This window comes from Shewanella insulae (assembly GCF_009831655.1).
Taxonomy (GTDB): Bacteria; Pseudomonadota; Gammaproteobacteria; order Enterobacterales; family Shewanellaceae; genus Shewanella; species Shewanella insulae.
Genome location: NZ_WRPA01000006.1, coordinates 189,867 through 212,799, shown reverse-complemented (window position 1 = coordinate 212,799; position 22,933 = coordinate 189,867). Strand labels below are relative to the sequence as shown.

At 53.5% G+C, this 22,933-nt stretch carries 18 protein-coding genes and 6 tRNA genes; 2 read left to right on the top strand and 22 right to left on the bottom strand.

From position 1 onward, the window contains the following. Window positions 1-18 precede the first annotated feature (18 nt). The 10 genes from GNT65_RS09035 to GNT65_RS08990 form a co-directional block, all read right to left on the bottom strand. Window positions 19-3,333 (bottom strand): S41 family peptidase, encoded by a 3,315-nt coding sequence (locus GNT65_RS09035; protein ID WP_160795408.1) that lies wholly within the window; start codon window positions 3,331-3,333, stop codon window positions 19-21. Between the two features lie 328 nt (window positions 3,334-3,661). Then, window positions 3,662-4,363, bottom strand: coding sequence for a hypothetical protein (locus GNT65_RS09030; protein WP_160795406.1), 702 nt, complete (start codon window positions 4,361-4,363; stop codon window positions 3,662-3,664). Continuing rightward, window positions 4,353-4,979 (bottom strand): sigma-70 family RNA polymerase sigma factor, encoded by a 627-nt coding sequence (locus tag GNT65_RS09025; protein WP_160795480.1) that lies wholly within the window; start codon window positions 4,977-4,979, stop codon window positions 4,353-4,355. Before GNT65_RS09025 ends, GNT65_RS09030 begins: the two co-directional genes overlap by 11 nt. Window positions 4,980-5,073: 94 nt before the next feature. Beyond that, entirely contained in the window at window positions 5,074-5,442 is a 369-nt protein-coding gene (locus GNT65_RS09020; protein WP_160795404.1) for a hypothetical protein, read from the bottom strand. 133 nt (window positions 5,443-5,575) lie between these two features. Beyond that, window positions 5,576-6,085 carry a 5-(carboxyamino)imidazole ribonucleotide mutase gene (gene purE, locus GNT65_RS09015; RefSeq protein WP_041510500.1) on the bottom strand — a complete coding sequence of 170 codons (510 nt, stop codon included), beginning with the start codon at window positions 6,083-6,085 and terminating at the stop codon, window positions 5,576-5,578. Between the two features lie 283 nt (window positions 6,086-6,368). Continuing rightward, window positions 6,369-6,986 carry a transglycosylase SLT domain-containing protein gene (locus tag GNT65_RS09010; protein WP_160795402.1) on the bottom strand — a complete coding sequence of 206 codons (618 nt, stop codon included), beginning with the start codon at window positions 6,984-6,986 and terminating at the stop codon, window positions 6,369-6,371. A 98-nt stretch (window positions 6,987-7,084) separates the two neighbouring features. Next, complete coding sequence (locus tag GNT65_RS09005; protein ID WP_244952137.1) at window positions 7,085-7,549, bottom strand: hypothetical protein; 465 nt, start codon at window positions 7,547-7,549, stop codon at window positions 7,085-7,087. A 2-nt stretch (window positions 7,550-7,551) separates the two neighbouring features. Next, the gene (gene gshA, locus GNT65_RS09000; RefSeq protein ID WP_181006217.1) at window positions 7,552-9,153 is read right to left on the bottom strand and encodes a glutamate--cysteine ligase; all 1,602 of its coding nucleotides are present in this window, start codon (window positions 9,151-9,153) and stop codon (window positions 7,552-7,554) included. A gap of 180 nt (window positions 9,154-9,333) precedes the next feature. Then, the gene (locus GNT65_RS08995; protein WP_160795400.1) at window positions 9,334-12,168 is read right to left on the bottom strand and encodes a M16 family metallopeptidase; all 2,835 of its coding nucleotides are present in this window, start codon (window positions 12,166-12,168) and stop codon (window positions 9,334-9,336) included. Window positions 12,169-12,253: 85 nt separating this feature from the next. After that, the gene (locus GNT65_RS08990) at window positions 12,254-12,676 is read right to left on the bottom strand and encodes a YqaA family protein (RefSeq protein ID WP_160795398.1); all 423 of its coding nucleotides are present in this window, start codon (window positions 12,674-12,676) and stop codon (window positions 12,254-12,256) included. A gap of 279 nt (window positions 12,677-12,955) precedes the next feature. On the opposite strand from GNT65_RS08990, the gene GNT65_RS08985 reads away from it, so the two are divergent. After that, window positions 12,956-14,206, top strand: a complete 1,251-nt coding sequence (locus tag GNT65_RS08985; protein WP_160795396.1) for a dicarboxylate/amino acid:cation symporter — start codon at window positions 12,956-12,958, stop codon at window positions 14,204-14,206. A 131-nt stretch (window positions 14,207-14,337) separates the two neighbouring features. After that, window positions 14,338-14,523 (top strand): hypothetical protein, encoded by a 186-nt coding sequence (locus GNT65_RS08980; protein WP_011865025.1) that lies wholly within the window; start codon window positions 14,338-14,340, stop codon window positions 14,521-14,523. A gap of 10 nt (window positions 14,524-14,533) precedes the next feature. Here the strand turns inward: GNT65_RS08980 and GNT65_RS08975 are convergent, their stop codons facing one another. The 12 genes from GNT65_RS08975 to alaS form a co-directional block, all read right to left on the bottom strand. Beyond that, window positions 14,534-14,719 (bottom strand): hypothetical protein, encoded by a 186-nt coding sequence (locus GNT65_RS08975; protein WP_160795394.1) that lies wholly within the window; start codon window positions 14,717-14,719, stop codon window positions 14,534-14,536. Window positions 14,720-15,013: 294 nt separating this feature from the next. Then, window positions 15,014-16,147: a sodium ion-translocating decarboxylase subunit beta gene (locus GNT65_RS08970; protein ID WP_160795392.1), complete on the bottom strand. Its 1,134-nt coding sequence runs from the start codon at window positions 16,145-16,147 to the stop codon at window positions 15,014-15,016. 8 nt (window positions 16,148-16,155) lie between these two features. Continuing rightward, window positions 16,156-17,985 carry a sodium-extruding oxaloacetate decarboxylase subunit alpha gene (gene oadA, locus GNT65_RS08965; RefSeq protein WP_160795391.1) on the bottom strand — a complete coding sequence of 610 codons (1,830 nt, stop codon included), beginning with the start codon at window positions 17,983-17,985 and terminating at the stop codon, window positions 16,156-16,158. A 19-nt stretch (window positions 17,986-18,004) separates the two neighbouring features. Next, window positions 18,005-18,244: an OadG family protein gene (locus tag GNT65_RS08960; RefSeq protein ID WP_338091768.1), complete on the bottom strand. Its 240-nt coding sequence runs from the start codon at window positions 18,242-18,244 to the stop codon at window positions 18,005-18,007. Between the two features lie 480 nt (window positions 18,245-18,724). Then, window positions 18,725-18,816, bottom strand: a tRNA-Ser gene (locus GNT65_RS08955). Window positions 18,817-18,824: 8 nt separating this feature from the next. Then, a tRNA-Arg gene (locus tag GNT65_RS08950) sits at window positions 18,825-18,901 on the bottom strand. Window positions 18,902-18,954: 53 nt separating this feature from the next. Next, window positions 18,955-19,031: transfer RNA gene (locus GNT65_RS08945), tRNA-Arg, on the bottom strand. 26 nt (window positions 19,032-19,057) lie between these two features. Continuing rightward, window positions 19,058-19,134, bottom strand: a tRNA-Arg gene (locus tag GNT65_RS08940). Window positions 19,135-19,171: 37 nt separating this feature from the next. After that, window positions 19,172-19,248 (bottom strand) — tRNA-Arg (locus tag GNT65_RS08935). A 21-nt stretch (window positions 19,249-19,269) separates the two neighbouring features. Next, window positions 19,270-19,361: transfer RNA gene (locus GNT65_RS08930), tRNA-Ser, on the bottom strand. Window positions 19,362-19,574: 213 nt separating this feature from the next. Continuing rightward, a complete protein-coding gene (csrA, locus tag GNT65_RS08925) occupies window positions 19,575-19,772 on the bottom strand; it encodes a carbon storage regulator CsrA (protein WP_011865020.1) in 198 nt (65 codons plus the stop codon). Window positions 19,773-20,078: 306 nt separating this feature from the next. Beyond that, window positions 20,079-22,703 (bottom strand): alanine--tRNA ligase, encoded by a 2,625-nt coding sequence (gene alaS, locus GNT65_RS08920; protein ID WP_160795387.1) that lies wholly within the window; start codon window positions 22,701-22,703, stop codon window positions 20,079-20,081. Between the last annotated feature and the right edge of the window lie 230 nt (window positions 22,704-22,933).

The following is a 22,933-nucleotide window of genomic DNA, read 5'->3' as shown; positions in this document are numbered from 1 at the left end:
AAGAGGTCAATAAAGGTTTTATTTGACGTCTTGAGCCATCCCGCTGTCTGGCATAGGCTGCGCCTTAATTGGCAGTACAGGATCGAGCTCCAGCTTCTGCTTGAGGTAATTCAGCGCCTTATTCAGCTGAGCATCCTCCCCCTTAAAGGTGGCATGGGGCAGGTTATCGACCTCGATATCTGGGCTGATGCCCCGGCCTTCCACTATCCAGCGTCCATCCATGGCGTACTGAGGATACTCGGCAACCCGCGCCATCCCTTTATCGGTCAGCGAGTTACGTCCCGAGAGCCAGACACCGGCCCCGGCGGTCTGCTTACCGATGAGCGGAGCCAGACCCAACGCCTTGATACCGGCCGAGAAAGTCTCTCCATCCGAATAGGTAAGCTGATCGGTCAACACCACCAGGTGGCCACGGAAGGTCTGCTGCATATTGGTGTTTGGCGTACCCTGAGTCGGCTGCCAGAACATCCAGGCGCGGCGCAGCAGCTTCTCTATGATCCAGCTGTCGATGTTACCGCCACGGTTACGGCGCACATCGATGATCAGGCCTTTCTTCTCAATGTTGGCGTAGAACTCACGAGCAAAGTTGGCGATATCGCCTGAACCCATGGCATACAGGTGCAGATAACCTATCTCGCCATCGGCTACCTTAGCCACCTTCTGGTTATTGTTGTTGACCCAGTCCAGATATCTCAGCTTGGCATCGACGCGATTGCTAACCGGTAGCACGATTGTCTTAAGGGTCTTGCGATCGCGTTTGAGGGTCAGCAGCACCTGCTTATCGGCTTGATTGCGCAGATGGCGAGCCACATCGGCAACGCTTTCAACCGACTTGCCATTGATCGCCAGGATGATATCCCCAACCTTGGCATCGACATCTACCCTGGCCAGCGGCGAGGCCTGCTGCGGCAACTCGGCATCATTTTGATAGATATGGGCTATCTCGACCCCTTGCTTGGTCTGTAGCAGACGAGCCCCCAGATTAGCCCCCTTAGGCTGGTTAGGATCTAACGGCAGATCGCCGCCGCGCACTTGAGAGTGTAAGGCATCGAGCTCGCCCATCATCTGCATAAAGATATCGTTAAGCTCGTGACGGTCCGTTAACCTGGCCAGCAAAGGCTGGTACTTGGCCTTGGTCGCCTGCCAGTCGAGACCCCGCATCTGCTTATCGAAGAAAGAATCTCTGTGCATCAGCCAGGCATCTTCAAACATCTGCTGCCACTCGAGCTGAGGAGAGATCGCCAGTTGCCACTGCTGAGTTTGCACCTTGGCATGGGTAAGCTCCTTGGGCAGCGACTCACCGGCATCGACGATCAACATCTCGGCGCCCCCCTTGCTGTGACGGCGCAGGAAGAGCTTACTGTCGTCACGGGAGAGCGCATAACTGGCCACATCCTCGCTGAAGGTCTCCACCTTAGGCCCGAGAGGATCGAACTTGACCCACTTGAGCGAGGGTGCCTGAGCGCCATCGACCGAGCGCGACAGCAGATACAGTCCCTTCTCGGTCAGCTGCAACTGGCTGTAATTGCCAGACTCCACCGGCACCTGCCACAGGCGCTTGCTAAGCCCCTGCCACTGAACCTGAGTCTTGGCAGGCTTATCTGCTGCTTCTTCCTCTTTAGCCTGCGCCTGATTTAACTCGTTAGGCTTACTGAAGGGGAAAACCGCCTTTGGCGTCAACGCCAGGGCGAAGATCTGTCCGCGCTTATCGAATACCGGCCCCATGTTGCGATCGCCCCACGGCGATGTTGGGGTGGCATTAAACTCGCGGTTGGAGATGAAATAGAGCCACTGGCCATCGTCGCTGAACGCAGGCGAGAAAGACTCATACTTGTCGCTGGTCAACGCCTCGGCTCTCTCTTCTTCCAATGAGTAGAGCACTATCTGGGGTCTTAGTTGACCGCGCTCATCCTTGGTGACGGCGATGAAGCGGCTGTCGTTCGACCAGACCACATCGCCATAGGGACCGAGTCCCTGACCATTGGTTAATATCTTGCTGTTGCGCCCTTTCTTGAGATCCAAGAGCCAGAGATCGCCGTTGTAATCGTCGTGGGCGATGTAGCGTCCATCGGGTGAGAGGCTCAGCGCCATACGCAGGGCGTTACCGTTTTGGGTAAGCTGCTTGGCCTCATCGCTGCCATCTGCGCTGTAGCGCCAGATCTCCTGCTCGCCCGAGGCGTCGCTGATCCCATAGACCCACTTGCCGTCGGGGCTCATCACGGCGCCGCGGACCCGGTAGTCTCCGGGCAGCGCCAGCTCAACCAGGCGCGAACCATCTGTGCCCGCCAAGGCCACATGGCTGCGGGCGGTGATCACCACCTTGTCACCACTGGGTGCCAGGCTGGTCGAGGTGGCATATTTCATCGGCTTGTTGACCCAGTGCTCACGGCGCTCGGCAAAATCTGAGGTCAGGTGAATATCCAGGGTCGACACCTGATTGCTGGCAATATCATAGAGCTTGATATCGGCACCCTGCTGAAACACCACGCGCCCCTGCTCGAGACGGGCGCCGCGTACCTGCCAATCGCTAAACTGAGTATGCTGACGCAGGTCTTTGCCATCTAAGGCCATGGACCAGATATTATCGTTGCCGCTGCTGTCGCTGACGAAGTAGAGACGGTCTTGCCACAGCATGGGTTGACGCACCGAGCCTTCATGCTCGGCGGTCAAAGGCATGGCCTCCTGATCGCTGCCAAGCTTATAGCGCCACAACTCTCCCTTGGCGCCGCCGCGATACACCTTGGCGTTATCGCCGGTAGCTTGCAGGCCGAAGCGGGTAAAGTAAACATATTCACCGGCATCATCCACCACACCTTCGATGGCATCGGCCAGCGGCAAATCTTGGGTGGTCAAGCTCTTAGGATCGACGCTGCGCAGCACCCAATAGTTGGCGGGGCCGAAGGCATTATCCGTGGCATAGAGCACCTTGCCATCTGGCGTCCAGCCTTGCACCCGCACGCGGCTGTTTTCGTAACTGACTCGCTTGGCGACGCCGCCCTGAATGGGCATCACATAGACTTCGCTGGCACCTTCATAGTTGGCTACGAAGGCTAGCTGCCGACCATCGTCTGAGATGGCGGCGCCAAGCTCCTGCGCCGGCAGACTGGTAAGCCTTCTCGCCTGGGCATCACCTAGCTGCTGAACCCAGAGATCCCCTTCGGCGGTAAATACCAGGGTATCGCCATGAATAGCTGGCGAGCGGTAGTAGCCGACGTTCTGCTCACGAGCCTGGCTTTCGGCTTTTACATTTTCGGCTTGAGCGGCAAAAAGTGGTGCGGAAGAAGCGGTGCCCAATGCGATTACGCAACAGGCAAACAGGTGAGAGAGTTTCATAAAGCGCCCATATTTAAGTCGGATTTATTTTTATGGGGCAACAAGGTAGCAAACTTTCCTTAAATCTACAGTAATTTGTGACCAAAGAAGTATTAGCAAATGTGTACAAGTATACCTGGGCCACATTTCCCTCTATCTAGGGTAATGAAGGGCGAAGTTTTGATTGTCTCTTACCACGGGGGAACATCGCCTCAAAGGGCAACGACTTCGCATAGAAAGACGCCTAGTCATTTGGTATAAAAGATACGTAGCCACTTAATAATAAAGATGCACAAGAATCCGGCTTAGATAGCAAAACGGGGCACTAGGCCCCGTTATGAATGCTTTATCACTGTTTGCTCAGCTGCGCCTTAATCTTGCTCACCAAATCCTGCCACTGGGCATGCTGAGGATGTGTCTTATCTTCCAGCCTTGGACGTTCCTTAAGCATTCTCTGATACAGGGTATCGGCATCAGTCCACAGCTCACCATCGACCAGTTGCTGCAGATGATTCACCGCTTGAATATCCGATATCATCGCCTTGGCCTGAGTCTTTGCTTTGACAGCTGTCTCGGTCTGAACTTGGGGATCGCTCACATCTGCCTGACGAGGCTGCACCTTAACGCTCTGAGGCATAACGCCTTGAGGACTCGTAGACTGAACAGGCTGCGTCGCCTCGATGGCGTCCGCTTGTGCATTAGGCCCCTGCTGCTCACTCGGCGCCGCCATTTTCGATGCCCGAGGCTCGTCGAGCAACATGGGCTGGAGCTGCTCATCGATAGGCGCAGGTCCCTGTAGGTTCAATAGCAAGAGGCTGGATAACAGCAGCACCGATGCGGCCGATGACAGCGGCCAGCGATATCGACGCCAGAAGCTGACCGAAACTACATTGGCTGTAGTTCCCAGCTCTCCAGATTGCTCGTCCAGATGCTGCCGCGCCATCGCCAGGATACGCGCATCCAGCTCGGATGACGGCTGCTCTTTGGCCTCGGCCTGATAGAGCGCCTTCAGCTCAGGATCCGAGAGCATTTTATCCTTTTCATCTGACATTAGACTGCTCCTGCCATTTCTGTTGCACACAGGCTTTCAACGCCTGATTGGCATAACGAATACGACTCTTAGTGGCCTCCATGCCAACCCCGGCGATCTCACCAATCGCTGCGGCGGTAAATCCCATCTCCACATTCAGCAAGAAGGCTTCCTTCTGCACATGGGGCAACAGGCTGATGCAATGCTTTAATATCAGCGCCTTCTGCTCATCTTCGAGCTGACCATCGGGACCTGTCAGGTCGCTGGGCAATGTCGCCTCCAGAGGCTGCTCTCCCCCTGCGGGCTCATTTAGGCTATCCACAGGTTTCAGTGCCCTGACATGATCCACCAGCAGGTTATGGGCGATGCGATAGAGCCAGGTCGTAAACTTGGCCCGCTGCTCATAGCCTGCGGCGGCCTTAACCACCCTGCTCCAGGTCTCTTGGTAGAGATCTTCAGCCAAGGCACTGTCGCCTAGCTGACGCTTGAAATAGCGATACAAACCACCCTTGTGTTTATGATAAAGCCGCTCGAATGCTTGGTGATCACCTTGTGTAAACCGCATCATTAAGGCTTGATCAGGATCCTTTTCGACATCATCTTCAAATACCTTAGTCACGCTAGGCTCCCTATGCATATCCACAATTGGATAATCAGTCATTTATGACTGAGTCTGCATCGCCTAGCGCCGTTTGTCTACGGCTAACCAAAAGGTATGCGTGTAAATTCAACTATATGCTGTCCTTTCTAGGCTTCTCTTCCAATACAGGTTTTGGATCAGGTTGAGGCGGCCATGGTTTATCAACGGGTTTAACCAAGGTATGTTCCCCCTGCTTTATTTGCTGCGGAACAGGCTCTTCTCGAGTTGATGACTTAAGCACTCTTGCAGCCTGTTCATTGCTATTCTCATCAGTCTGTAACGCTACGACTTCGCTCTGTTGCGTCTGCATTTCGGCTAAGTTCTCTTCTCGCGAATGCTCGTTCGCCAGATTACAGCCAGAGAGCATGGCTAACAATAAAACCGCCACTAGAAAGGATGAATGAATTAGGTTACCAGTGCTCGTCACCGCGTTAACTTTAGTCGATAGATCAATGCGCATCTCATGCTCCCGCTGCCGCGTTAAACTCCTCATTAATTCTAGTAACGTTAGAAATGGACTTAAGGGTTAAACTCGACAAAAAAAACGCCGCCAACCTACGCGGTTGGCGGCGTTTTATGTCATCAAAAAGAGATTATGCGTTAGCCAGCTTCTCTTGTAGCTTGGCATCTTTTGCCTGTACGGCTTCGGCCGACTTGGCGCGCTCTTCTTTAACTGCAAGTGCAAGGGCATCATCGCCGACGGCTAGCATCTGAGCCGCCAGGTAACCCGCGTTCTTCGCGCCAGCACTGCCGATTGCCACGGTAGCCACAGGCACACCGCCAGGCATCATCACTGTCGATAACAGGGCGTCATGCCCCTGAAGTGGACCGCAATCTACGGGTACACCGATCACAGGGCGAGTTGTGATACCGGCCACGGCACCTGCAAGGTGAGCCGCCAGACCCGCCGCGCAGATAAAGACCTTACAACCACGCTCTTCGGCATCGTGTACGTAAGCGTGAGTCGCTGCAGGCGTGCGGTGCGCCGAGGTCACCTTGGCTTCGTATTGAATACCAAAAGTCTTAAGTACATCTAAGGTGGCTTGCATTGTTGGGAGATCGGAATCCGATCCCATGAGTACGGCAACAAATGGCTTAGTCATCTTTTATCCTTTTTGTAGGGTAAGGCTATTGTTTTGCGCGCATTATAGTCATTTTTAAATGCAGATAATAGTGATCGCGGGTATTAACCCAAACAGGATAAAAAGGCTTAAGCAGCATTGACTTAGCCTAAAAATAACGGCTAGTAATTATGCGCTGACAAAAACAGTGAGTTCTCAGGTTTAAGGTCGGGCGTTTTATGACGCCGCCGGCGGCGTAACGAGGCGACAAAGAGGCATTGTCGCCTCACCAGCACCTATCTACAAGGCTGGCGAGGCTTGTGGATTAACCGAAGAAGAGGCGCCACAACCAGGAAGAGTCGAGATTTTCCTGACAGGTATGGTACTGAGCGGCATAACGCTTAGATCGCTTGTCGACCTTATCGGCCACCTTGATCAGCCAAGGCTTCTGCCTATGGGTGCCACGCTTATATCCGCCCCACCCCTCGTGATAGTTGAGGTATTGATTACGGGCATCCCACTTGGAGACGCCATTTATCTTATGGGTCTTGTAGATAAACCACCCCATGAAGTCCATGGCATCGTCGAAGTCGCTACGGCTAGACCAGGAGTTGCCTGTCTCGCGCACATAATCGTCCCAGGTCATTGTCTTAGCCTGGGCGTAGCCATAGGCATCACTGGCGCGGCCGATAGGGATAAAGCCCAAGAAATACTCCATAGGTGGTGCGGCGTTGTGCTTGAAGGAGCTTTCCTGATACATCATGGCCAGGGGAACATGCACAGGCACGCCCCACTTCTCCCGGGTATTGACCGCGGCCTCGTACCAATCTCGATTCTCTTTATAGATGGCGCAGAGGTTCTCTGGATCCTCTGGTGGCGAGGTGGCGCAGCCCCCCACTGACAGGAAGGTAACCGCAAGTAAGGCAAAGGAAATCTTTCTCATCAACAAACCCGAAACGTTAAACACATTGGGCTAGTTTCACATCGTTATTAGAGAGAAGCAATCGCTAGGGGGCGAATTTACCCCAGGCTAACAATTCATTAATTTGATTCGTTGAGAAACTCACACTCGTGAGGCTCCTGGGCCCAAACTACGGGTTGCCAATAATCGGTATCCAGGACTCGATAGATCTTATCCCGATTAAACTGAGCCGCTAGGTGATAACGCTGATTCGCCTCGATATGCAGCGTCAGCGTCTTTGTCTGGCGCGCAGCGAGTTTCACCTTGAGACGCGGCGAGTCGATAAGCTCGGCCAGGGTAAATTGGTACTCCCCCGGCGCCAGGCGATAGTTGGGCCTTGAGATCACAGGCTTACCGTTGAGGTGGGTCACCACGGCGCGGTACAGGCCCTGAGACTCGTCGGGCATCTGATAACCAGACACAGTCGCACACAACGACTCATTGTCGGGTCCGGAGGCGCAACCCGACAACATAGACAGTGTCAGCAGGCTAATTGCTATGCCAAAGCCTCGACCGAAACCAGAGCAAATACCGCTAACCTTCATGGTTACACCACTTGGTCGACCGGCGCGGGCGCCTCGGCAAAGTAGTCGGCAAGATACTGCTCGAAGTCCTGCTTTGATTCCGTCTCAAGCTGTGCCTGGGCCGCCAAGGACTGCTCGGCGGCAGCCTCATAGGCCGCCTCAACCTCAGGAGGCAGAGGATACTCGAGCAGAGCCTGATAATAGTCTTTCGCCAGGGATTTCACCCACTGACTGTGATCTATCCCCTCTGCCAGCAATGCCGACATCACGCGGCCAGACAGGGTCTTAGCTGGATCGTGTACCGCCTCGAGCCAATGGGCCAGGCTGTCTTGATAGACTTGGCTTTGGTCTTGACCTTGGCCATCGAGCAGCTTAGCCAAGGTGCTTAGCTCACCAAACAGGGACTCGAGCCAGGCCTGTAGCGTGACTTCCTCGCCCGCACGATTAAGGGTCAATCCGGGCTCTCGGCCACGGGTGATCACCTTATTTAGGTTATCGCCTATCGCGGCCTCATCCTTGGCATCGCTCTTTGGCGATGGCGTCAGCAGGCAGTGCAGCAAGAAGAGATCCAAGAAGCGCACCTGATCGGCATCTATCCCCACTGGACTGAAGGGGTTTACATCCAGTGCGCGCACCTCAATATATTCGACACCCGCGCGAGCAAGTGCCTGGGAGGGTTTCTCTTCGGTGAGCGTCACGCGCTTGGCACGAATGGGCGAGTAGAATTCGTTTTCGATCTGTAACACGTTGGCGTTTAACTGACGAAACTCGCCATCGACCTTGACGCCAATGGCCTCGAAACTGGCCGATGGCATCTTGATCGCCGCGTTGATCCCCTCGAGATAATCCGTCAGGGAGTTGTAGCTGATGTTGAGTCGCTCCTGCTCCTTGTTGGTATATCCCAGATCGCTCATGCGCAGCGAAGTCGCATAGGGCAGATACAGAGTGCCTTTCCCTAGCTTCTCGAAGGCGAGATCGGTTTGTTGATCTTTGATGAAGGAGCCACACAGCGCCGGAGAGGCGCCAAACAGATAGGGCAATACCCAAACCAGACGGCGGTAGTTACGGATCAATCCAAAATAGGATTCAGAAATAAAATCGCCTTTGCTCAGGCATTTATCCGATGCTTGATAGAGTAGCTCCCACAAGGCATCGGATACGGAAAAGTTAAAATGCACGCCAGAGATGATCTGCATCTGGGCACCATAGCGATAGGTGAGGCCTTTGCGATACAGACGCTTTAATTGCCCTGTATTAGAACTGCCATAATCGGCAATGGGAATATCGGCCACATCGCCGACATAACAGGGCATGCTCACCGGCCAGAGTTGCTGCTGGCCCAGGTGCCTTACCGAAAAGGCATGGGTCTGGGTAAGATCCGTCAGCAAGGCAGAGATATCTTGATAGACGGGGGTAATAAACTCTAACAGCGATTCGCTATAGTCTGTGGTGATCCGAGAGTGAGTCAGGGCCGAGCCGAGTGCCTTAGGATGTTTATCCATGGCCAGATGACCATTTGGCTCAATACGCAATGCTTCGCGCTCAATACCTCGTTGCATACCTGCCAATGCGGCGCTTCCCTGCTCGTTGTCGAGTAGGCCTATCACTTCATCGAAAGAGTTCAAATTCTTCGTCTCTCATTGCTTCAACCGTTTGCCTTGCAAGTCAGACCTGCAAAAAGCGCGTTTGCTTTCGCCATCACCACAAAATAGCCGCTGTGCTAGATCCTTGGCAAGGGAAAAAATAAAGCGGTGAGCAGAGTTAATGCTCACCGCTAGGGCCTATATTGGGGCGCAATCGTCAGATTACAACTCCAAATTTTTCACCCGGTAGCCCAGAGCCTTAATCTCTTGCTCGATCTTCGCCCTATCGCCGACAATCAGGACGATCATCTCATCCAGCTTCAGCTTATCTTTCGCCAGTTGATTCAGTTCATCCTTAGCGACCGACTTGATGATCTCGGCCTGCTGCTGGGTGTAATCGGCAGCAAGCTTGTAACGCTGGATCTTACGCATGAAACCCGCCTTCTGATATGGCGTCTCATAATCCAGTGCCTGCCCCTGGGAGATAGAGCTGCGCAGGAAGGTCAGTTCCTTGTCAGTCATCCCATCTGCCTGATAGGCGTCGATCTCCTTGGCAAACTCAGTGAGCGCCTTGGCGGTGACATCGCTGCGCACGCTGGCCGAGGCCTCAAACAGACCAAGCTCGCTGCCGCCACTGAAGTAACTGCGGGCACCATAGGTATAGCCCTTGTCTTCACGCAGATTGAGATTGATGCGGCTGTTAAAGGCGCCGCCCAGTGGATAGTTCATCAGGTAAGACTTGAAGAACTCGCCGGTAGCATCATAGGGCATGGCGCGCTTACCTATCTTGATCACCGACTGGGCCGCACCCGGCTTGTCTAGGATATAGACGGTGCCGGCATCGAGGGTTGGCAAGGCGGCCATACTTGGCAGCGGCGTTGCATCCCCTTGCCATTTGGCCAGCCCCTTCAGCTTTGGCATCAGCTGGGCCTTGGGCAGGTTGGTTACGGCCACTATCTGTGCATTCCCGGCTCTGAACTGCTTGTTATAGAAGGCTTTAACATCGTCCAGCGTCAGTTGAGACACGCTGGCCAATGTCCCCATGTCGCTCACACCCAGTGCGGTATCTTTACCATAGAGCAAGGCATCGAACTGGCTGTTGGCGACATAGTTAGGATCGGACTGCATATGTTGCAGGCTCTGCAGATGTTGCTGCCGTACTCGGGCAAAATCGCTCGCTTTAAAGCCTGGATGGAACAGCTTCTCCTCGACAATCGCCAGGGTCTCATCTAGGTGTGAGGTCAGGGCCGAGACCTTGATATAGCTCTGATAGATGCTGCTGCCGAAACTCACACTACTGCCCAGCATCTCCAGCGCCTGGGCCAGCTCTTCTGTGCTGCGCTTGTCGCTCGACTCGTTGAGCATGGCCGCAGTCAGACCGGCCAATCCCGCCTGATTCACGTCGGCCAGGCGATGGCCGCCGTTAAGATAGATGAGCAGTTCGACGGTAGGTGTCTCATCGCTCTCGGTACCCATGACGGCAATGCCGTTAGCCAGCTTATCTGTCCACAGGCTCGGCACCTTTATGACAGGTGCTTGCTGCGCGCTCGGCATAATGCTGCGATCGAAGCTGCTACTCGCCTCGGCCACATCAACCATACCGGTCACTGCCTCGGCGGCCACACGCGGCGCCGGCGGTACAAAGTTATCTTCATGGGCGATTAACTGCTTCTGTCCGTGAGGCACCACACTCATCACCACTGACGGCTTGCCCTTGATATAGGTGTTAAACACCCGCATCACATCTTCCTTGGTAACGTTGGCGTAGCGCTTAAGATCGTGGGCTATCATGTCGGGATTGCCGAAGAAGGTCTGGTTCAGGGCTAGGGTCGACACCTTGCCCTTAACGCTCTGCAGACCGAAGATGGTACTCGCCTCAAACTGCACCTTCACCTTCTGTAGGTCGTCATCTGTCACGCCGCGCTGCTCAAACTCGGCGATAGACTCGCGAATACGGCGCTCGACATCGGCCAGCTGACCGCCTCTGGCAGGGTTCGCTAGCGCATAGATAGAGAACTGACAGGCAAGCTCCTGACAAGGGTGGTTCACACCGGCCTGCACCGCATAACCATCCTTCACCAGGTTCTTGTACACCAGCGAGGTTGGGCCGCCACCTATGATGTTGGCCAGCAGATCCAGCGCTGCCTCATCTTGATGGCTGGCATACACAGTTGGAAACGCCATTCGCAGCAGCGGCAAGTGCACCCTGTCTTCCATGGAGATATAGCGGGTCTTATCCAGAGTGACCAGCTCCTTAGGCTCTGGCTTCACCTCAGGGCCTCTTGGGATCTCGCCGAAATATTTGTTCACCCAGGCAAGGGTCTGCATCTCATCGAAATCGCCGCCTATGGTGAGTGTGGCGTTGTTCGGGCCGTACCAGCGCTGGAAGAAGTGCTTCACGTCATCTAGCTCGGCGCGATTGAGATCCTCAGGCCAACCGATGACGGGCCAGGAATACTGATGACCGCTGGGATAGAAGGCCTGGTTGAAACGCTCGTTCATGCGACCATAGGGCTGGTTATCGATGCGCTGGGCGCGCTCGTTCTTCACCGTCTCGCGCTGCACCTCAAACTTGTTGTCGGTCAGGGCGGGTAAGAAATACCCCATGCGATCCGACTCCAGCCAGAGCATCTTCTCTAGCTGATTGCTGGGCACTGTCTCAAAATAGTTGGTACGGTCCGTGTTAGTCGTGCCGTTGAGTGTGCCACCGGCCTCGGTTACCGTCTTGAAGTGCTGCTCATCGCCCACATGCTCAGAGCCCTGGAACATCATGTGCTCAAACAGGTGAGCAAATCCCGAGCGTCCGGGCAGCTCTCTTGCCGAGCCCACATGATAGGTGACATCCACATGCACCAGAGGATCGGAATGATCCTGATGCAGAATCACCGTCAGGCCATTTGCCAGTTGATATTTCTTGTAAGGAATGCCCACGCCCGACTCGGCCAGGGCCACATTTTCGACCAGCGAGACGCCCTGAGGCAGCGCCACATTAGCCGGTGCGTTGGCACAGGCACTCAGCGCGGCAGAAATCGCCGCGGCCAATATCCATTTCTTCATTCTTTGCTCCCATTTTAAACAGTGAGGCCAGCCTTTATCGAGACAGCCTTTGCCAAAAAAAGTTCGTCCCAAAAGACCACACCGCTTACAACCAGTGTAACGCCAACGCCGCAACCAGCAGATAGCGCACACCTTTCCCTATAAAAATCATTATGCTGGACTTAATCACTGGCAGCTTGAGCCAGCCTGCCAGCAGACATAATATATCGCCAATGATGGGCGTCCAGGCGAGCAGCAGGCTCCAGTAGCCATAGCGCTCGACAAGCCTCAGCCCATGACGATATCGACCACTGGCCATCTCCTCCGGCGTCTTGGCAAAGCGCCCCAGGGCGCCCAGATAGTAACTGGTCAGTGAGCCCAGGGTGTTGCCCAAAGTTGCCATACCCACTAACGAAACCCAGGTCTCTGGCGCCTGATTAATCAGCGCCGCCAGTAATACCTCAGATCCACCCGGTAACAGAGTAGCGGCCAAAAAGGCGCCGCTAAAGATCAACCATAACGCGCTCATGATCCCTTACCTAATGAAAAAAAGTAAATTTTTATGTGTGGTCTATTCAAGGTGATCATGTTACCTAAAAGTAAAAATTTAATCTTATTAAAACAAACTCTTATATCACAATAAGTTATAACAAAATCGCTTTGGTAAGCAAGACGTCGTCCAGATACAATATCCTGCTCACTCTCTAAGGTTGAAATACCTGGATGGCTCGTGCTAGAACAAGCAATTCATTTTTGATTCGATAACGCCATCCACAATAACGACTTACTAAAATTTGGAATAGATCCCATGTGGCAAACAATTAAACAGATCCCCTTCTGGCAGAAGGTCCTCGCCGGTTTCATCTTAGGGGTAGGCCTAGGCGTCATCTTGGGCGAACAGGCGACCCACCTTAAGCCCCTTGGCGACCTCTTTATCGCGGCAATCAAGATGTTGGTTGCGCCACTTATCTTCTGCGCCATCGTCGTCAGCATCACCTCCCTGGGTAACGATGTTAGTCTCAAGCGTCTGAGTATCAAGACTCTGGCCATGTTCATGTTCACAGGTACTATCGCCTCGCTTATCGGTCTGGCGATTGGCAGCCTGATCGACATGGGCGGCTCGCTAGAACTCGCCACCACTGAGGTGCGTGAGCGTAACGTGCCAGGTTTTGCACAGGTACTGCTGGACATGATCCCCGTCAATCCATTTGCCTCGCTGGCCGAAGGCAAGGTGCTACAGATCATCGTCTTTGCCGCCTTAGTCGGTATCGCCATCAACAAGATCGGCGAGAAGGCCGAGCCACTCAAGCACGCCATAGAAGCCGGTGCCGAGGTGATGTTCCAACTGACCCGCATGGTGTTGCAGCTGACCCCTATCGGCGTGTTTGGCCTGATGGCCTGGGTTGTGGGCGAATATGGCCTCTCTACCCTACTGCCACTGGGTAAATTTATCGGCGCCATTTATATTGCCGCACTGATCCACATCATCTTCGTCTACGGCGGTCTGGTCAGGTTCGGTGCCGGCCTGAGTCCGTTACAGTTCTTCAGAAAGGCGATGCCAGCCCAGCTGGTAGCCTTCACCACGGCTTCGAGTTTCGGCACTCTACCCGCCAGCACCCGCGCCACAGAGACCATGGGCGTATCGAAGAAATATGGCGCCTTCGTACTGCCACTCGGCGCCACCATGAACATGGATGGCTGTGGCGGCATCTATCCGGCCATCGCCGCCATCTTCATCGCGCAGATCTATGGCATCCCGCTAGAGATGACTGACTATATGCTGATCGCCGTCACCGCCACTGTAGCCTCAGTGGGCACGGCCGGCGTACCGGGTAGCGCCATGGTGATGCTCTCTGTCACCCTGGGTGTCATCGGCTTGCCCCTAGAAGGCATCGCCTTTATCGCTTCTATCGATAGGGTGATCGACATGATACGCACCGCCACCAATGTTACCGGCGACATGATGACCGCCGTCGTGGTGGGCAAATCGGAAGGCCAGCTCGACGAAGAGCAGTTCTGTCGCGTCGACGAGGCCGATGCCCCTGAGGTAGTAGGTTAAGCCGCAGTACAATGAACAGAAAAGAAGCCGCTTATTGCGGCTTTTTTTATTGCTAATTGCTTGTTAAAACTGAGATAGTAAGTTTAAATCATATAATACTTACCCCAGAAATAAGGTAACCACTAACCACTATGGCCCGCCTGTTTTTACTGCCAATCATACTCAGTTTGTTCTGGGCACTGTTTCTCTATCTCAACGGTGTGCCGCTGAAACAAGGCAAGAAGGGCTTTATCTACATCATAGCCATTAGCGCGACCCTCATGCTCTCTCTCGGCTTTCTGCTCTGGCTCACCGCCGGACAAAACCTACGCGGTTAACTAACCAGAACTACCCCTGCTGAGTGAAGATTGCCAGATGCGCCTCTAGCTCGGCTTCGGTAGTCGGCAGCTCGCTCAACTCGAAGGTCAATGGATCGCCACCGTTTAACATAAACACCGAATGGTCACCGTGGTCATAGTGAAACCATTTGCCGTTTACACAGATATCGGTATAACAGTTGGGTCGTAATTCCATCGCCTACTCCTCGAAAACGGGTTACGGCTCACCTAAACACCAGTAATGCGAGCCAAGTCACACTTATAAGACACCAAATCTGCGAGGCAGACGTTGATCTGTATCAAGCGCTTTAGCATTAGCTTGATTAAGGGAAGTAAAATGGAATCGCCCTTAACTAGTGAGGGAAACTCGCTTTTAAAACAGAACACAACAAGCTGGCTGACCAATAACGCGTATAAAACGCAGACAAATAAAAACGGCCGACACAGATGCCGACCGTTTCATATTCTGATAGCGCACTATAGGCCTTGGCTAACCACCCAGTACCGCCAACAAGACCCCGGCGGCCACCGCCGAACCCAGCACGCCCGCAACGTTCGGCCCCATGGCGTGCATCAAGAGGAAGTTTTGCTGATTGGCCTGTAGCCCTACCTTGTTGACCACACGGGCGGCCATGGGTACGGCAGACACGCCGGCGGCGCCAATCAGTGGATTGATCTTGCCGCCCGAAAGCTTACTCATCACCTTAGCCATCAGCACACCGGTTGCGGTACCTATGCCGAAGGCTACGGCTCCCAGCACCAGGATGCCCAAGGTTTCCAGCTGCAGGAATTTATCCGCCGAGAGCTTAGAGCCCACCGCCAGTCCCAGGAAGATGGTCACTATATTGATCAGCTCGTTCTGCGCCGTGTTAGAGAGTCTGTCGACCACGCCAGATTCGCGCATCAGGTTACCCAGACAAAACATCCCCACCAGGGGCGTCGCCGCTGGTAGGAAGAGTATGGTCAACCCAAGTACAGCGAGGGGGAAGATGACCTTCTCCAGCTTACTCACCTCACGCAGCTGCTCCATCTTGATCTGTCGCTCAGCCTCAGTGGTGAGCAGCTTCATGATGGGTGGCTGAATGATGGGCACCAGCGCCATATATGAGTAGGCCGCCACCGCGATAGCACCAAGCAGCTCTGGTGCCAACTTGGAGGCAAGGAAGATGGCCGTCGGGCCATCGGCGCCACCGATGATGGCGATGGCCGCCGCATCTTGCATCGAGAACTCGAAGCCCGGCACTGCATTGAGGGCGATGGCCCCTAGCAGTGTGGCGAAGATCCCAAACTGCGCCGCGGCGCCCAGCAATAACATCTTAGGGTTGGCGATAAGGGCACCGAAATCGGTCAGCGCACCGACCCCCATGAAGATCAACAGAGGAAAGACCCCTGTTTCTATTCCCACATGGTAAGCGTAATAGAGCAGGCCTCCCTCCTCGGTGAAGCCCCCGTTGGGTATGTTGGCCAAAATGGCGCCAAAACCGATAGGCAATAGCAGCAGGGGCTCGAAGCCTCTGGCGATGGCCAAATAGAGCAAGAGCGCCCCCACGGCCATCATCAACAACTGAGGGCCGGTAAAGTTAGCAATACCCGACTCGGCCCAAAAGGCGATTAATCCGTCCATCTCAGCTCCTATGCAATGGCAAGCAATTGATTGCCAACGGCAACAGAGTCACCTTCCTTGACCCAGACCTTGGCGACCACACCATCGGCCTCGGCGCGGATCTCAGTCTCCATCTTCATCGCCTCGAGGATGATCACCACATCGCCTGCCTTGACCGCATCTCCTGGCTGGACATTCACCTTAAAGATGTTGCCCGACAGAGGCGCATTCATGGGCGCACCGTCGCCGACAGATGGAGCAGCAGGTTCTGGCGCCGCGAAAGGCACCACATTCTCGCTCGGGACTATCTGGCTGATATCGCCGCCGGGAGAGACCTCTACCACGAAGCTCTGCCCCTGAACATTAACCGTATAGGTCTCCTTGCCCTGTGGCTGACGCGTAGCGACCGGCTCGCTCGCCGGTGTGGCATGAGTTGTTGCTTGAGTTGCGGCTTGAGTTGCCGCTTGAGGCGCCTCAGGTTTAGGCTCGAAGGCATCAGGGTTATCACGGTTCTTGAGGAACTTAAGGCCAATCTGCGGGAAGAGCGCATAGGTCAAGACATCGTCGTCCAGCTCATCTGCCAGGCTTATATGGTCACTGGCGGCCTTCTCACTTAGCTCGGCTCTCAGGCTGTCCAGCTCATTGGGCAACAGATCTGCCGGGCGACAGCAGATCGCCTCGCCACCAGCCAGCACCCTGGCCTGCAGCTCACTGTTTACCGGCGCAGGCGTGGCACCATATTCGCCCTTGAGTACCCCTTCGGTCTCCTTGGTAAGCGACTTATAACGCTCACCTGTGAGCACGTTGATCACCGCCTGGGTGCCAACGATCTGCGAGGTCGGGGTAACCAGCGGAAGGTAACCCAGGTCTTCACGCACCTTAGGGATCTCTTCGAGCACCAGATCCAACTTGTCGGCGGCGCCCTGCTCTCTCAGTTGATTCTCCATGTTGGTGAGCATGCCTCCCGGCACCTGGGCACGCAAAATACGCGAGTCGATCCCCTTGAGCTCACCCTCGAAGGCGGCATACTTCTTACGTACCTCTCTGAAATAGGCGGCGATCTGCTCGAGCAGCGCCATGTCATAACCCGTGGCCCTGTCGGTATCCTCCACCATGGCGACTAAGGTTTCGGTGGCGCTGTGGCCGTAGGTTTGACTCATCGAAGAGATTGCCGTGTCGAGCACATCGATACCAGCCTCGATCGCCTTTTGATAGGTTGCCGTACTCAGGCCTGTGGTGGCGTGGCATTGCATTGAGACAATCAAGTTGGTCTGCGCCTTGAGCTGACTGATAAGATCGAAGGCGTCGAAGGGTTTTAGTAGGCCTGCCATATCCTTAATACAGAGCGAGTGACAACCCATGTCTTCCAGACGCTTAGCCATGTCGACCCAGGTATCTAAGGTATGTACCGGGCTAGTGGTGTAGGAGATGGTGCCCTGGGCATGCCCGCCCACCTCAACCACAGATTTAACCGCAGTCTCCAGGTTACGCACATCGTTCATGGCATCGAAGATGCGGAACACGTCCACACCATTTTGATGCGCACGCTCCACGAACCTGTGCACCAGATCGTCACCATAGTGGCGATAGCCTAAGAGATTCTGCCCCCTGAGTAACATCTGCTGGGGCGTATTGGGCATCGCCTTCTTAAGTTCACGGATCCGCTCCCAAGGATCCTCACCCAGATACCGAATACAGGCGTCGAAGGTGGCACCGCCCCAGGACTCCAGCGACCAGAAGCCCACTTTATCAAGCAAGGGGGCAATAGGAAGCATGTCGTCGATACGAAGACGTGTGGCAAGAATCGATTGATGCGCGTCGCGCAGGACGACGTCGGTTAATGCAAGTGGCTTGCTCATAAAAACTCCCTACTTCTAATTATGCTTTGGCGCGATATTGATGAACGGCGGCGGTAATAACGGCGACCATCTTAGGGTCTATGCCTGGAAAGCTTGTAACTTGTGCCTCGCTCGCCTCGGCGATGGGGGCAAGATTGGGTTTAGGCGCAAATTTCCAGGCCACCAGATTCACGGCCCCAATGAGTATAGTTAGGAAGATAAACACCAACCCCATTCCCAGCGCCATGATCATCAGTGCTTCCATTAACTGTTCAGCCATTGAATCCATACTATCCTCTCAGGTTAATCGAGCACATCAGACTTACGGCCTAGCCGCTCGACATGCTATTTATTCAACTCACACGCATTTAAATCGACAGGTGACGCCGATTTGGGCGCAAAAAGATCGCCTCAACTTAGGAAACCTTAACCAATCTATAACAAAAGGCGAGCACCTTGTAAATTGGTCTTACCAAACTACGACTAATTGATAAGACCATGTCGATTAATTCTCAATAAAAGTCGATGATTTTTACGGATCACTTAAAAATTTAGCCCATGAATCTAGAATTAGATTAAAAAGTCCTAAGCCAGCTGAAAAATGAATTCATGAAAACGAACGTGTGATAAGGAAGAATGCAAGATTATGCAATTTTTAGTCAAGCCCACGCCTTGACTAGCCAGATAAAGATAGGATTTGAGAGAGGCGTCGAAATATAGGCATAAAAAAACCCGTAACCTAAGTTACGGGTTTTAATAATGGCGGAGAAGGAGGGATTCGAACCCTCGATGGGAGATAAAGCCCATACTCCCTTAGCAGGGGAGCGCCTTCGGCCACTCGGCCACCTCTCCGTCTAAAATGGTACGCGTGAGAGGATTCGAACCTCTGACCGCCTGGTTCGTAGCCAGGTACTCTATCCAGCTGAGCTACACGCGCAAAATTCTAGGCTTTCAAACAAAACGACGGCCAAAACCGTCGAATTTAAAATATGGTACGCGTGAGAGGATTCGAACCTCTGACCGCCTGGTTCGTAGCCAGGTACTCTATCCAGCTGAGCTACACGCGCACAGATAAAACGAGTAAGTTAAGAGATGGTACGCGTGAGAGGATTCGAACCTCTGACCGCCTGGTTCGTAGCCAGGTACTCTATCCAGCTGAGCTACACGCGCATCTTATATCTATAACCTACTTTTACTGAAAAACAAATGGTACGCGTGAGAGGATTCGAACCTCTGACCGCCTGGTTCGTAGCCAGGTACTCTATCCAGCTGAGCTACACGCGCCCTGTTTTGTCAGTTAAGAAATGGCGGAGAAGGAGGGATTCGAACCCTCGATGGGAGTTAAAGCCCATACTCCCTTAGCAGGGGAGCGCCTTCGGCCACTCGGCCACCTCTCCGTTTTCTTGGCGCACATATTACTGTTTGAAGAAAATAAGTCAAACCATTTCTCCTAAACAAATGCTGTTTGAGCTGTTTTTAAGCAGTTATCCCTATTTCCCCTTAGGGCCTGTATGCTATGTCGCCGTTATGGTTAAAAAGCTGTCAGCTAAAAACAAAAAAGCCAGCAAACTTGCTGACTCTTATAGTGTAACGCCGGTTAAATCTATCGCTTAAAAATTGCCGCCTTCTGAAGAGCTACCTGACTTTTCAGACTGAATGCGCTGATAAATCTCTTCACGATGAACTGAAACTTCTTTTGGTGCATTAACACCAATACGAACTTGATTACCCTTTACGCCTAAAACGGTGACAGTAACTTCATCACCAATCATCAGTGTTTCACCAACACGACGAGTCAATATCAGCATTTTTTGCTCCTTTAGTTCCTAATTCTGCTTATACGGCATTATTCCGTTATGACCTTATTATACGGTCAGCTTAGTACAAATTAATAGTGTTCTGATAAAAAACACCCTTTTATTGCATCTTAATTCGTTTAAATGTGCCGCACATCGCTGATTTATCTGCTACATGCCTGACAAACAACCAAGATAGTAAGGACTGTCAATTAAACCAGCATAAAATTTAACACTCTAAACTGTACCTCAGCTTAAGCCTCAATCAATATGGCACAAAAAAAGCGCTCTAGGAGCGCTTTTTTCTATCTGACCAACTTAGGCCAAACGTTCTGACAACCAAGGGATAACAGAATCCAATGCGCCAGCTAACTTCTCAGGCTCACTACCACCGGCCTGAGCCATATCGGGGCGTCCGCCGCCCTTACCGCCCACCTGAGCAGCCACCATGGCCACCAGCTCACCAGCCTTGACCTTACCGGTCAAGTCTTTGGTTACACCGGCGATAAGGTTCACCTTAGCGTCTCCGGCAATGCCCAGTACTACAATGCCAGATTGCAGCTTCTGCTTAAGCTCATCCTGCAGGCCACGTAGCGCACCGGCTTTGACACCTTCGAGCTGCTTAACCAGCACCTTAACGCCGGCTAGTTCCTGGGCCTCTCCGGCCAAGTCGGCACTGGTCGCCGCCGCTAACTTGTCTTTAAGCTGAGACAGCTCCTTCTCAAGTTGCTTGGTCTTATCCAGCTGAGCTTTGAGCTTAGCCACTACAGAAGCGCTGTCGCCTTTGAGCATGGAAGCCGCTTGTTCAAGCTGAGCCTGTTGCTCACTCACATAAGCGATAGCGGCAGCACCGGTGACCGCCTCGATACGACGGATACCGGCTGCGATACCGCCCTCTGAGGTGATCTTAAACAGACCGATATCGCCGGTGCGGCCCACATGAGTACCACCACATAGCTCGATAGAGAAGTCACCCATGGTTACCACGCGAACCTGAGAATCGTACTTCTCACCAAACAAGGCCATGGCGCCTTTCTCTTTCGCCTGGTCGATATCCATCACCTCGGCCTTCAGCTCGTGGTTACGACGGATCTGAGTGTTAACCAGATCTTCGACCTGCTTAAGCTCCTCACGCTTAACCGCTTCGAAATGAGAGAAGTCGAAACGCAGACGTTCAGGCTCAACCAGCGAGCCCTTCTGGCTCACGTGAGTACCCAGCACCTGACGCAGCGCGGCGTGCAGTAAGTGAGTCACAGAGTGGTTAAGCTCGGTGCGATGTCTTAGCTTCTTGTCCACCGCAGCCTTAAGGGTTTGACCCATAGCGATACTACCGGCCTTGACCTGACCGATATGGCCCATTGCCTGACCATATTTTTGAGTGTCTTTCACCTCGAACTCGACACCTTCGGCGCTTAGCTGGCCCTTGTCGCCACACTGACCGCCAGATTCTCCGTAGAAAGGCGTGCTATCAAGCACCACAACACCTTGGTCGCCTTCGGCCAGGGCGTCAACCGCCTGACCATCGACATAGAGACCGATGACCTTGGCTTCGCCGTTAAGGTCGCTGTAACCACAAAACTCGGTTTCGGCATCGATCTTCAGGCTATCGTTGTAATCGGTATCGAACTGACCGGCCGCCTGAGCGCGACTACGCTGCTCGGCCATGGCTGCCTCGAAGCCAGCCTCATCGACAGTGATATCACGCTCGCGGCATACGTCAGCCGTCAAATCAACTGGGAAGCCATAGGTGTCGTACAGCTTAAAGGCTGTCTCACCGTCAAGCTCCTTACCCTCTAGCTGGCTCAGGGCATTATCGAGGATACCCAGGCCACGTTCTAGAGTACGAGCAAACTGCTCCTCTTCCGCCTTGAGCGCCTTTTCGACGATAGCCTGGGTCGCCACCAGCTCTTTAGCGGCATCGCCCATCACCTCGATCAGTGTAGGAACCAGCTTGTAAAAGAATGATTCGTTAGCACCTAGCTTGTTACCGTGACGCACGGCGCGACGAATGATGCGGCGCAGTACATAACCACGGCCCTCGTTGGACGGCATCACCCCATCGGCCACTAAGAAGGCGCAAGAACGGATATGGTCGGCGACAACGCGCAGCGACTTGTTCTCCAGATCCGTAACCCCCAGGATCTCGGCGGTCTTCTTGATCAGAGACTGGAAGATATCGATCTCATAGTTCGAGTGTACGCCCTGCATGATGGCGGCGATACGCTCGATGCCCATACCAGTATCGACAGAAGGCTTAGGCAGCGGATCCATAGCGCCGTCGGCCTGACGGTTGTACTGCATAAATACGATATTCCAGATCTCGATAAAGCGATCACCATCTTCTTCCGGCGTGCCGGGACGGCCACCCCAGATGTGCTCGCCGTGATCGTAGAAGATCTCGGTACAAGGGCCGCAAGGACCTGTATCGCCCATCTGCCAGAAGTTGTCAGAGGCATATGGCGCACCCTTATTATCGCCGATGCGGATGATGTTCTCTGCCGCAACGCCTATCTCTTTGTTCCAAATCTCGAAGGCTTCATCGTCTGTCTCATAGATAGTGACACACAGACGCTCTTTTGGCAGCTTGAGTTCTTCTGTCAGGAAGGTCCAGGCGAAACGAATCGCATCTTGTTTGAAATAATCACCGAAGCTGAAGTTACCTAGCATCTCGAAGAAGGTGTGGTGACGGGCGGTGTAACCAACATTATCCAGGTCGTTGTGCTTACCACCGGCGCGCACGCAACGCTGTGACGTGGTGGCACGGCTATAGTCACGCTTGTCTTCCCCCAGGAAAACATCTTTAAACTGGTTCATCCCTGCGTTGGTAAATAGCAAGGTGGGATCATTGCCAGGTACCAGTGAACTGCTGTCCACAACCTGGTGACCGTTTCTGCGGAAAAACTCCAAGAAAGCACTTCTCAGCGCTGCAGTGGTTTGATACATGAAATCATCCTGAATTTGATTGTTTTAGCGATGAAAGCAAAAGGCTCACCGACGAATGCTCAGTTAGCCCAGCATTATAAGCAGTCTATGGGTGAACAACCAGAGGTTTAGCCGAGGATCCCCAAAGAAAGCGTAAAAAGCCTAAGTTTCTAATGGGTCGATTAGAAGTAGAACATGAAGGATATAAGGCCAAGTCAGGATAGTGGTCTGGCGTCTAAACGGGATCCAAT

What these genes read in the sequence shown, in the direction of transcription:
- GNT65_RS09035 (WP_160795408.1), bottom strand. Translation starts at nt 3,333, where the DNA reads ATGAAACTCTCTCACCTGTTTGCCTGTTGCGTAATCGCATTGGGCACC.
- GNT65_RS09030 (WP_160795406.1), bottom strand. Translation starts at nt 4,363, where the DNA reads ATGTCAGATGAAAAGGATAAAATGCTCTCGGATCCTGAGCTGAAGGCG.
- GNT65_RS09025 (WP_160795480.1), bottom strand. Translation starts at nt 4,979, where the DNA reads ATGCATAGGGAGCCTAGCGTGACTAAGGTATTTGAAGATGATGTCGAA.
- GNT65_RS09020 (WP_160795404.1), bottom strand. Translation starts at nt 5,442, where the DNA reads ATGCGCATTGATCTATCGACTAAAGTTAACGCGGTGACGAGCACTGGT.
- purE (WP_041510500.1), bottom strand. Translation starts at nt 6,085, where the DNA reads ATGACTAAGCCATTTGTTGCCGTACTCATGGGATCGGATTCCGATCTC.
- GNT65_RS09010 (WP_160795402.1), bottom strand. Translation starts at nt 6,986, where the DNA reads ATGAGAAAGATTTCCTTTGCCTTACTTGCGGTTACCTTCCTGTCAGTG.
- GNT65_RS09005 (WP_244952137.1), bottom strand. Translation starts at nt 7,549, where the DNA reads ATGAAGGTTAGCGGTATTTGCTCTGGTTTCGGTCGAGGCTTTGGCATA.
- GNT65_RS08995 (WP_160795400.1), bottom strand. Translation starts at nt 12,168, where the DNA reads ATGAAGAAATGGATATTGGCCGCGGCGATTTCTGCCGCGCTGAGTGCC.
- GNT65_RS08990 (WP_160795398.1), bottom strand. Translation starts at nt 12,676, where the DNA reads ATGAGCGCGTTATGGTTGATCTTTAGCGGCGCCTTTTTGGCCGCTACT.
- GNT65_RS08985 (WP_160795396.1), top strand. Translation starts at nt 12,956, where the DNA reads ATGTGGCAAACAATTAAACAGATCCCCTTCTGGCAGAAGGTCCTCGCC.
- GNT65_RS08980 (WP_011865025.1), top strand. Translation starts at nt 14,338, where the DNA reads ATGGCCCGCCTGTTTTTACTGCCAATCATACTCAGTTTGTTCTGGGCA.
- GNT65_RS08975 (WP_160795394.1), bottom strand. Translation starts at nt 14,719, where the DNA reads ATGGAATTACGACCCAACTGTTATACCGATATCTGTGTAAACGGCAAA.
- GNT65_RS08970 (WP_160795392.1), bottom strand. Translation starts at nt 16,147, where the DNA reads ATGGACGGATTAATCGCCTTTTGGGCCGAGTCGGGTATTGCTAACTTT.
- oadA (WP_160795391.1), bottom strand. Translation starts at nt 17,985, where the DNA reads ATGAGCAAGCCACTTGCATTAACCGACGTCGTCCTGCGCGACGCGCAT.
- GNT65_RS08960 (WP_338091768.1), bottom strand. Translation starts at nt 18,244, where the DNA reads ATGGCTGAACAGTTAATGGAAGCACTGATGATCATGGCGCTGGGAATG.
- csrA (WP_011865020.1), bottom strand. Translation starts at nt 19,772, where the DNA reads ATGCTGATATTGACTCGTCGTGTTGGTGAAACACTGATGATTGGTGAT.
- alaS (WP_160795387.1), bottom strand. Translation starts at nt 22,703, where the DNA reads ATGTATCAAACCACTGCAGCGCTGAGAAGTGCTTTCTTGGAGTTTTTC.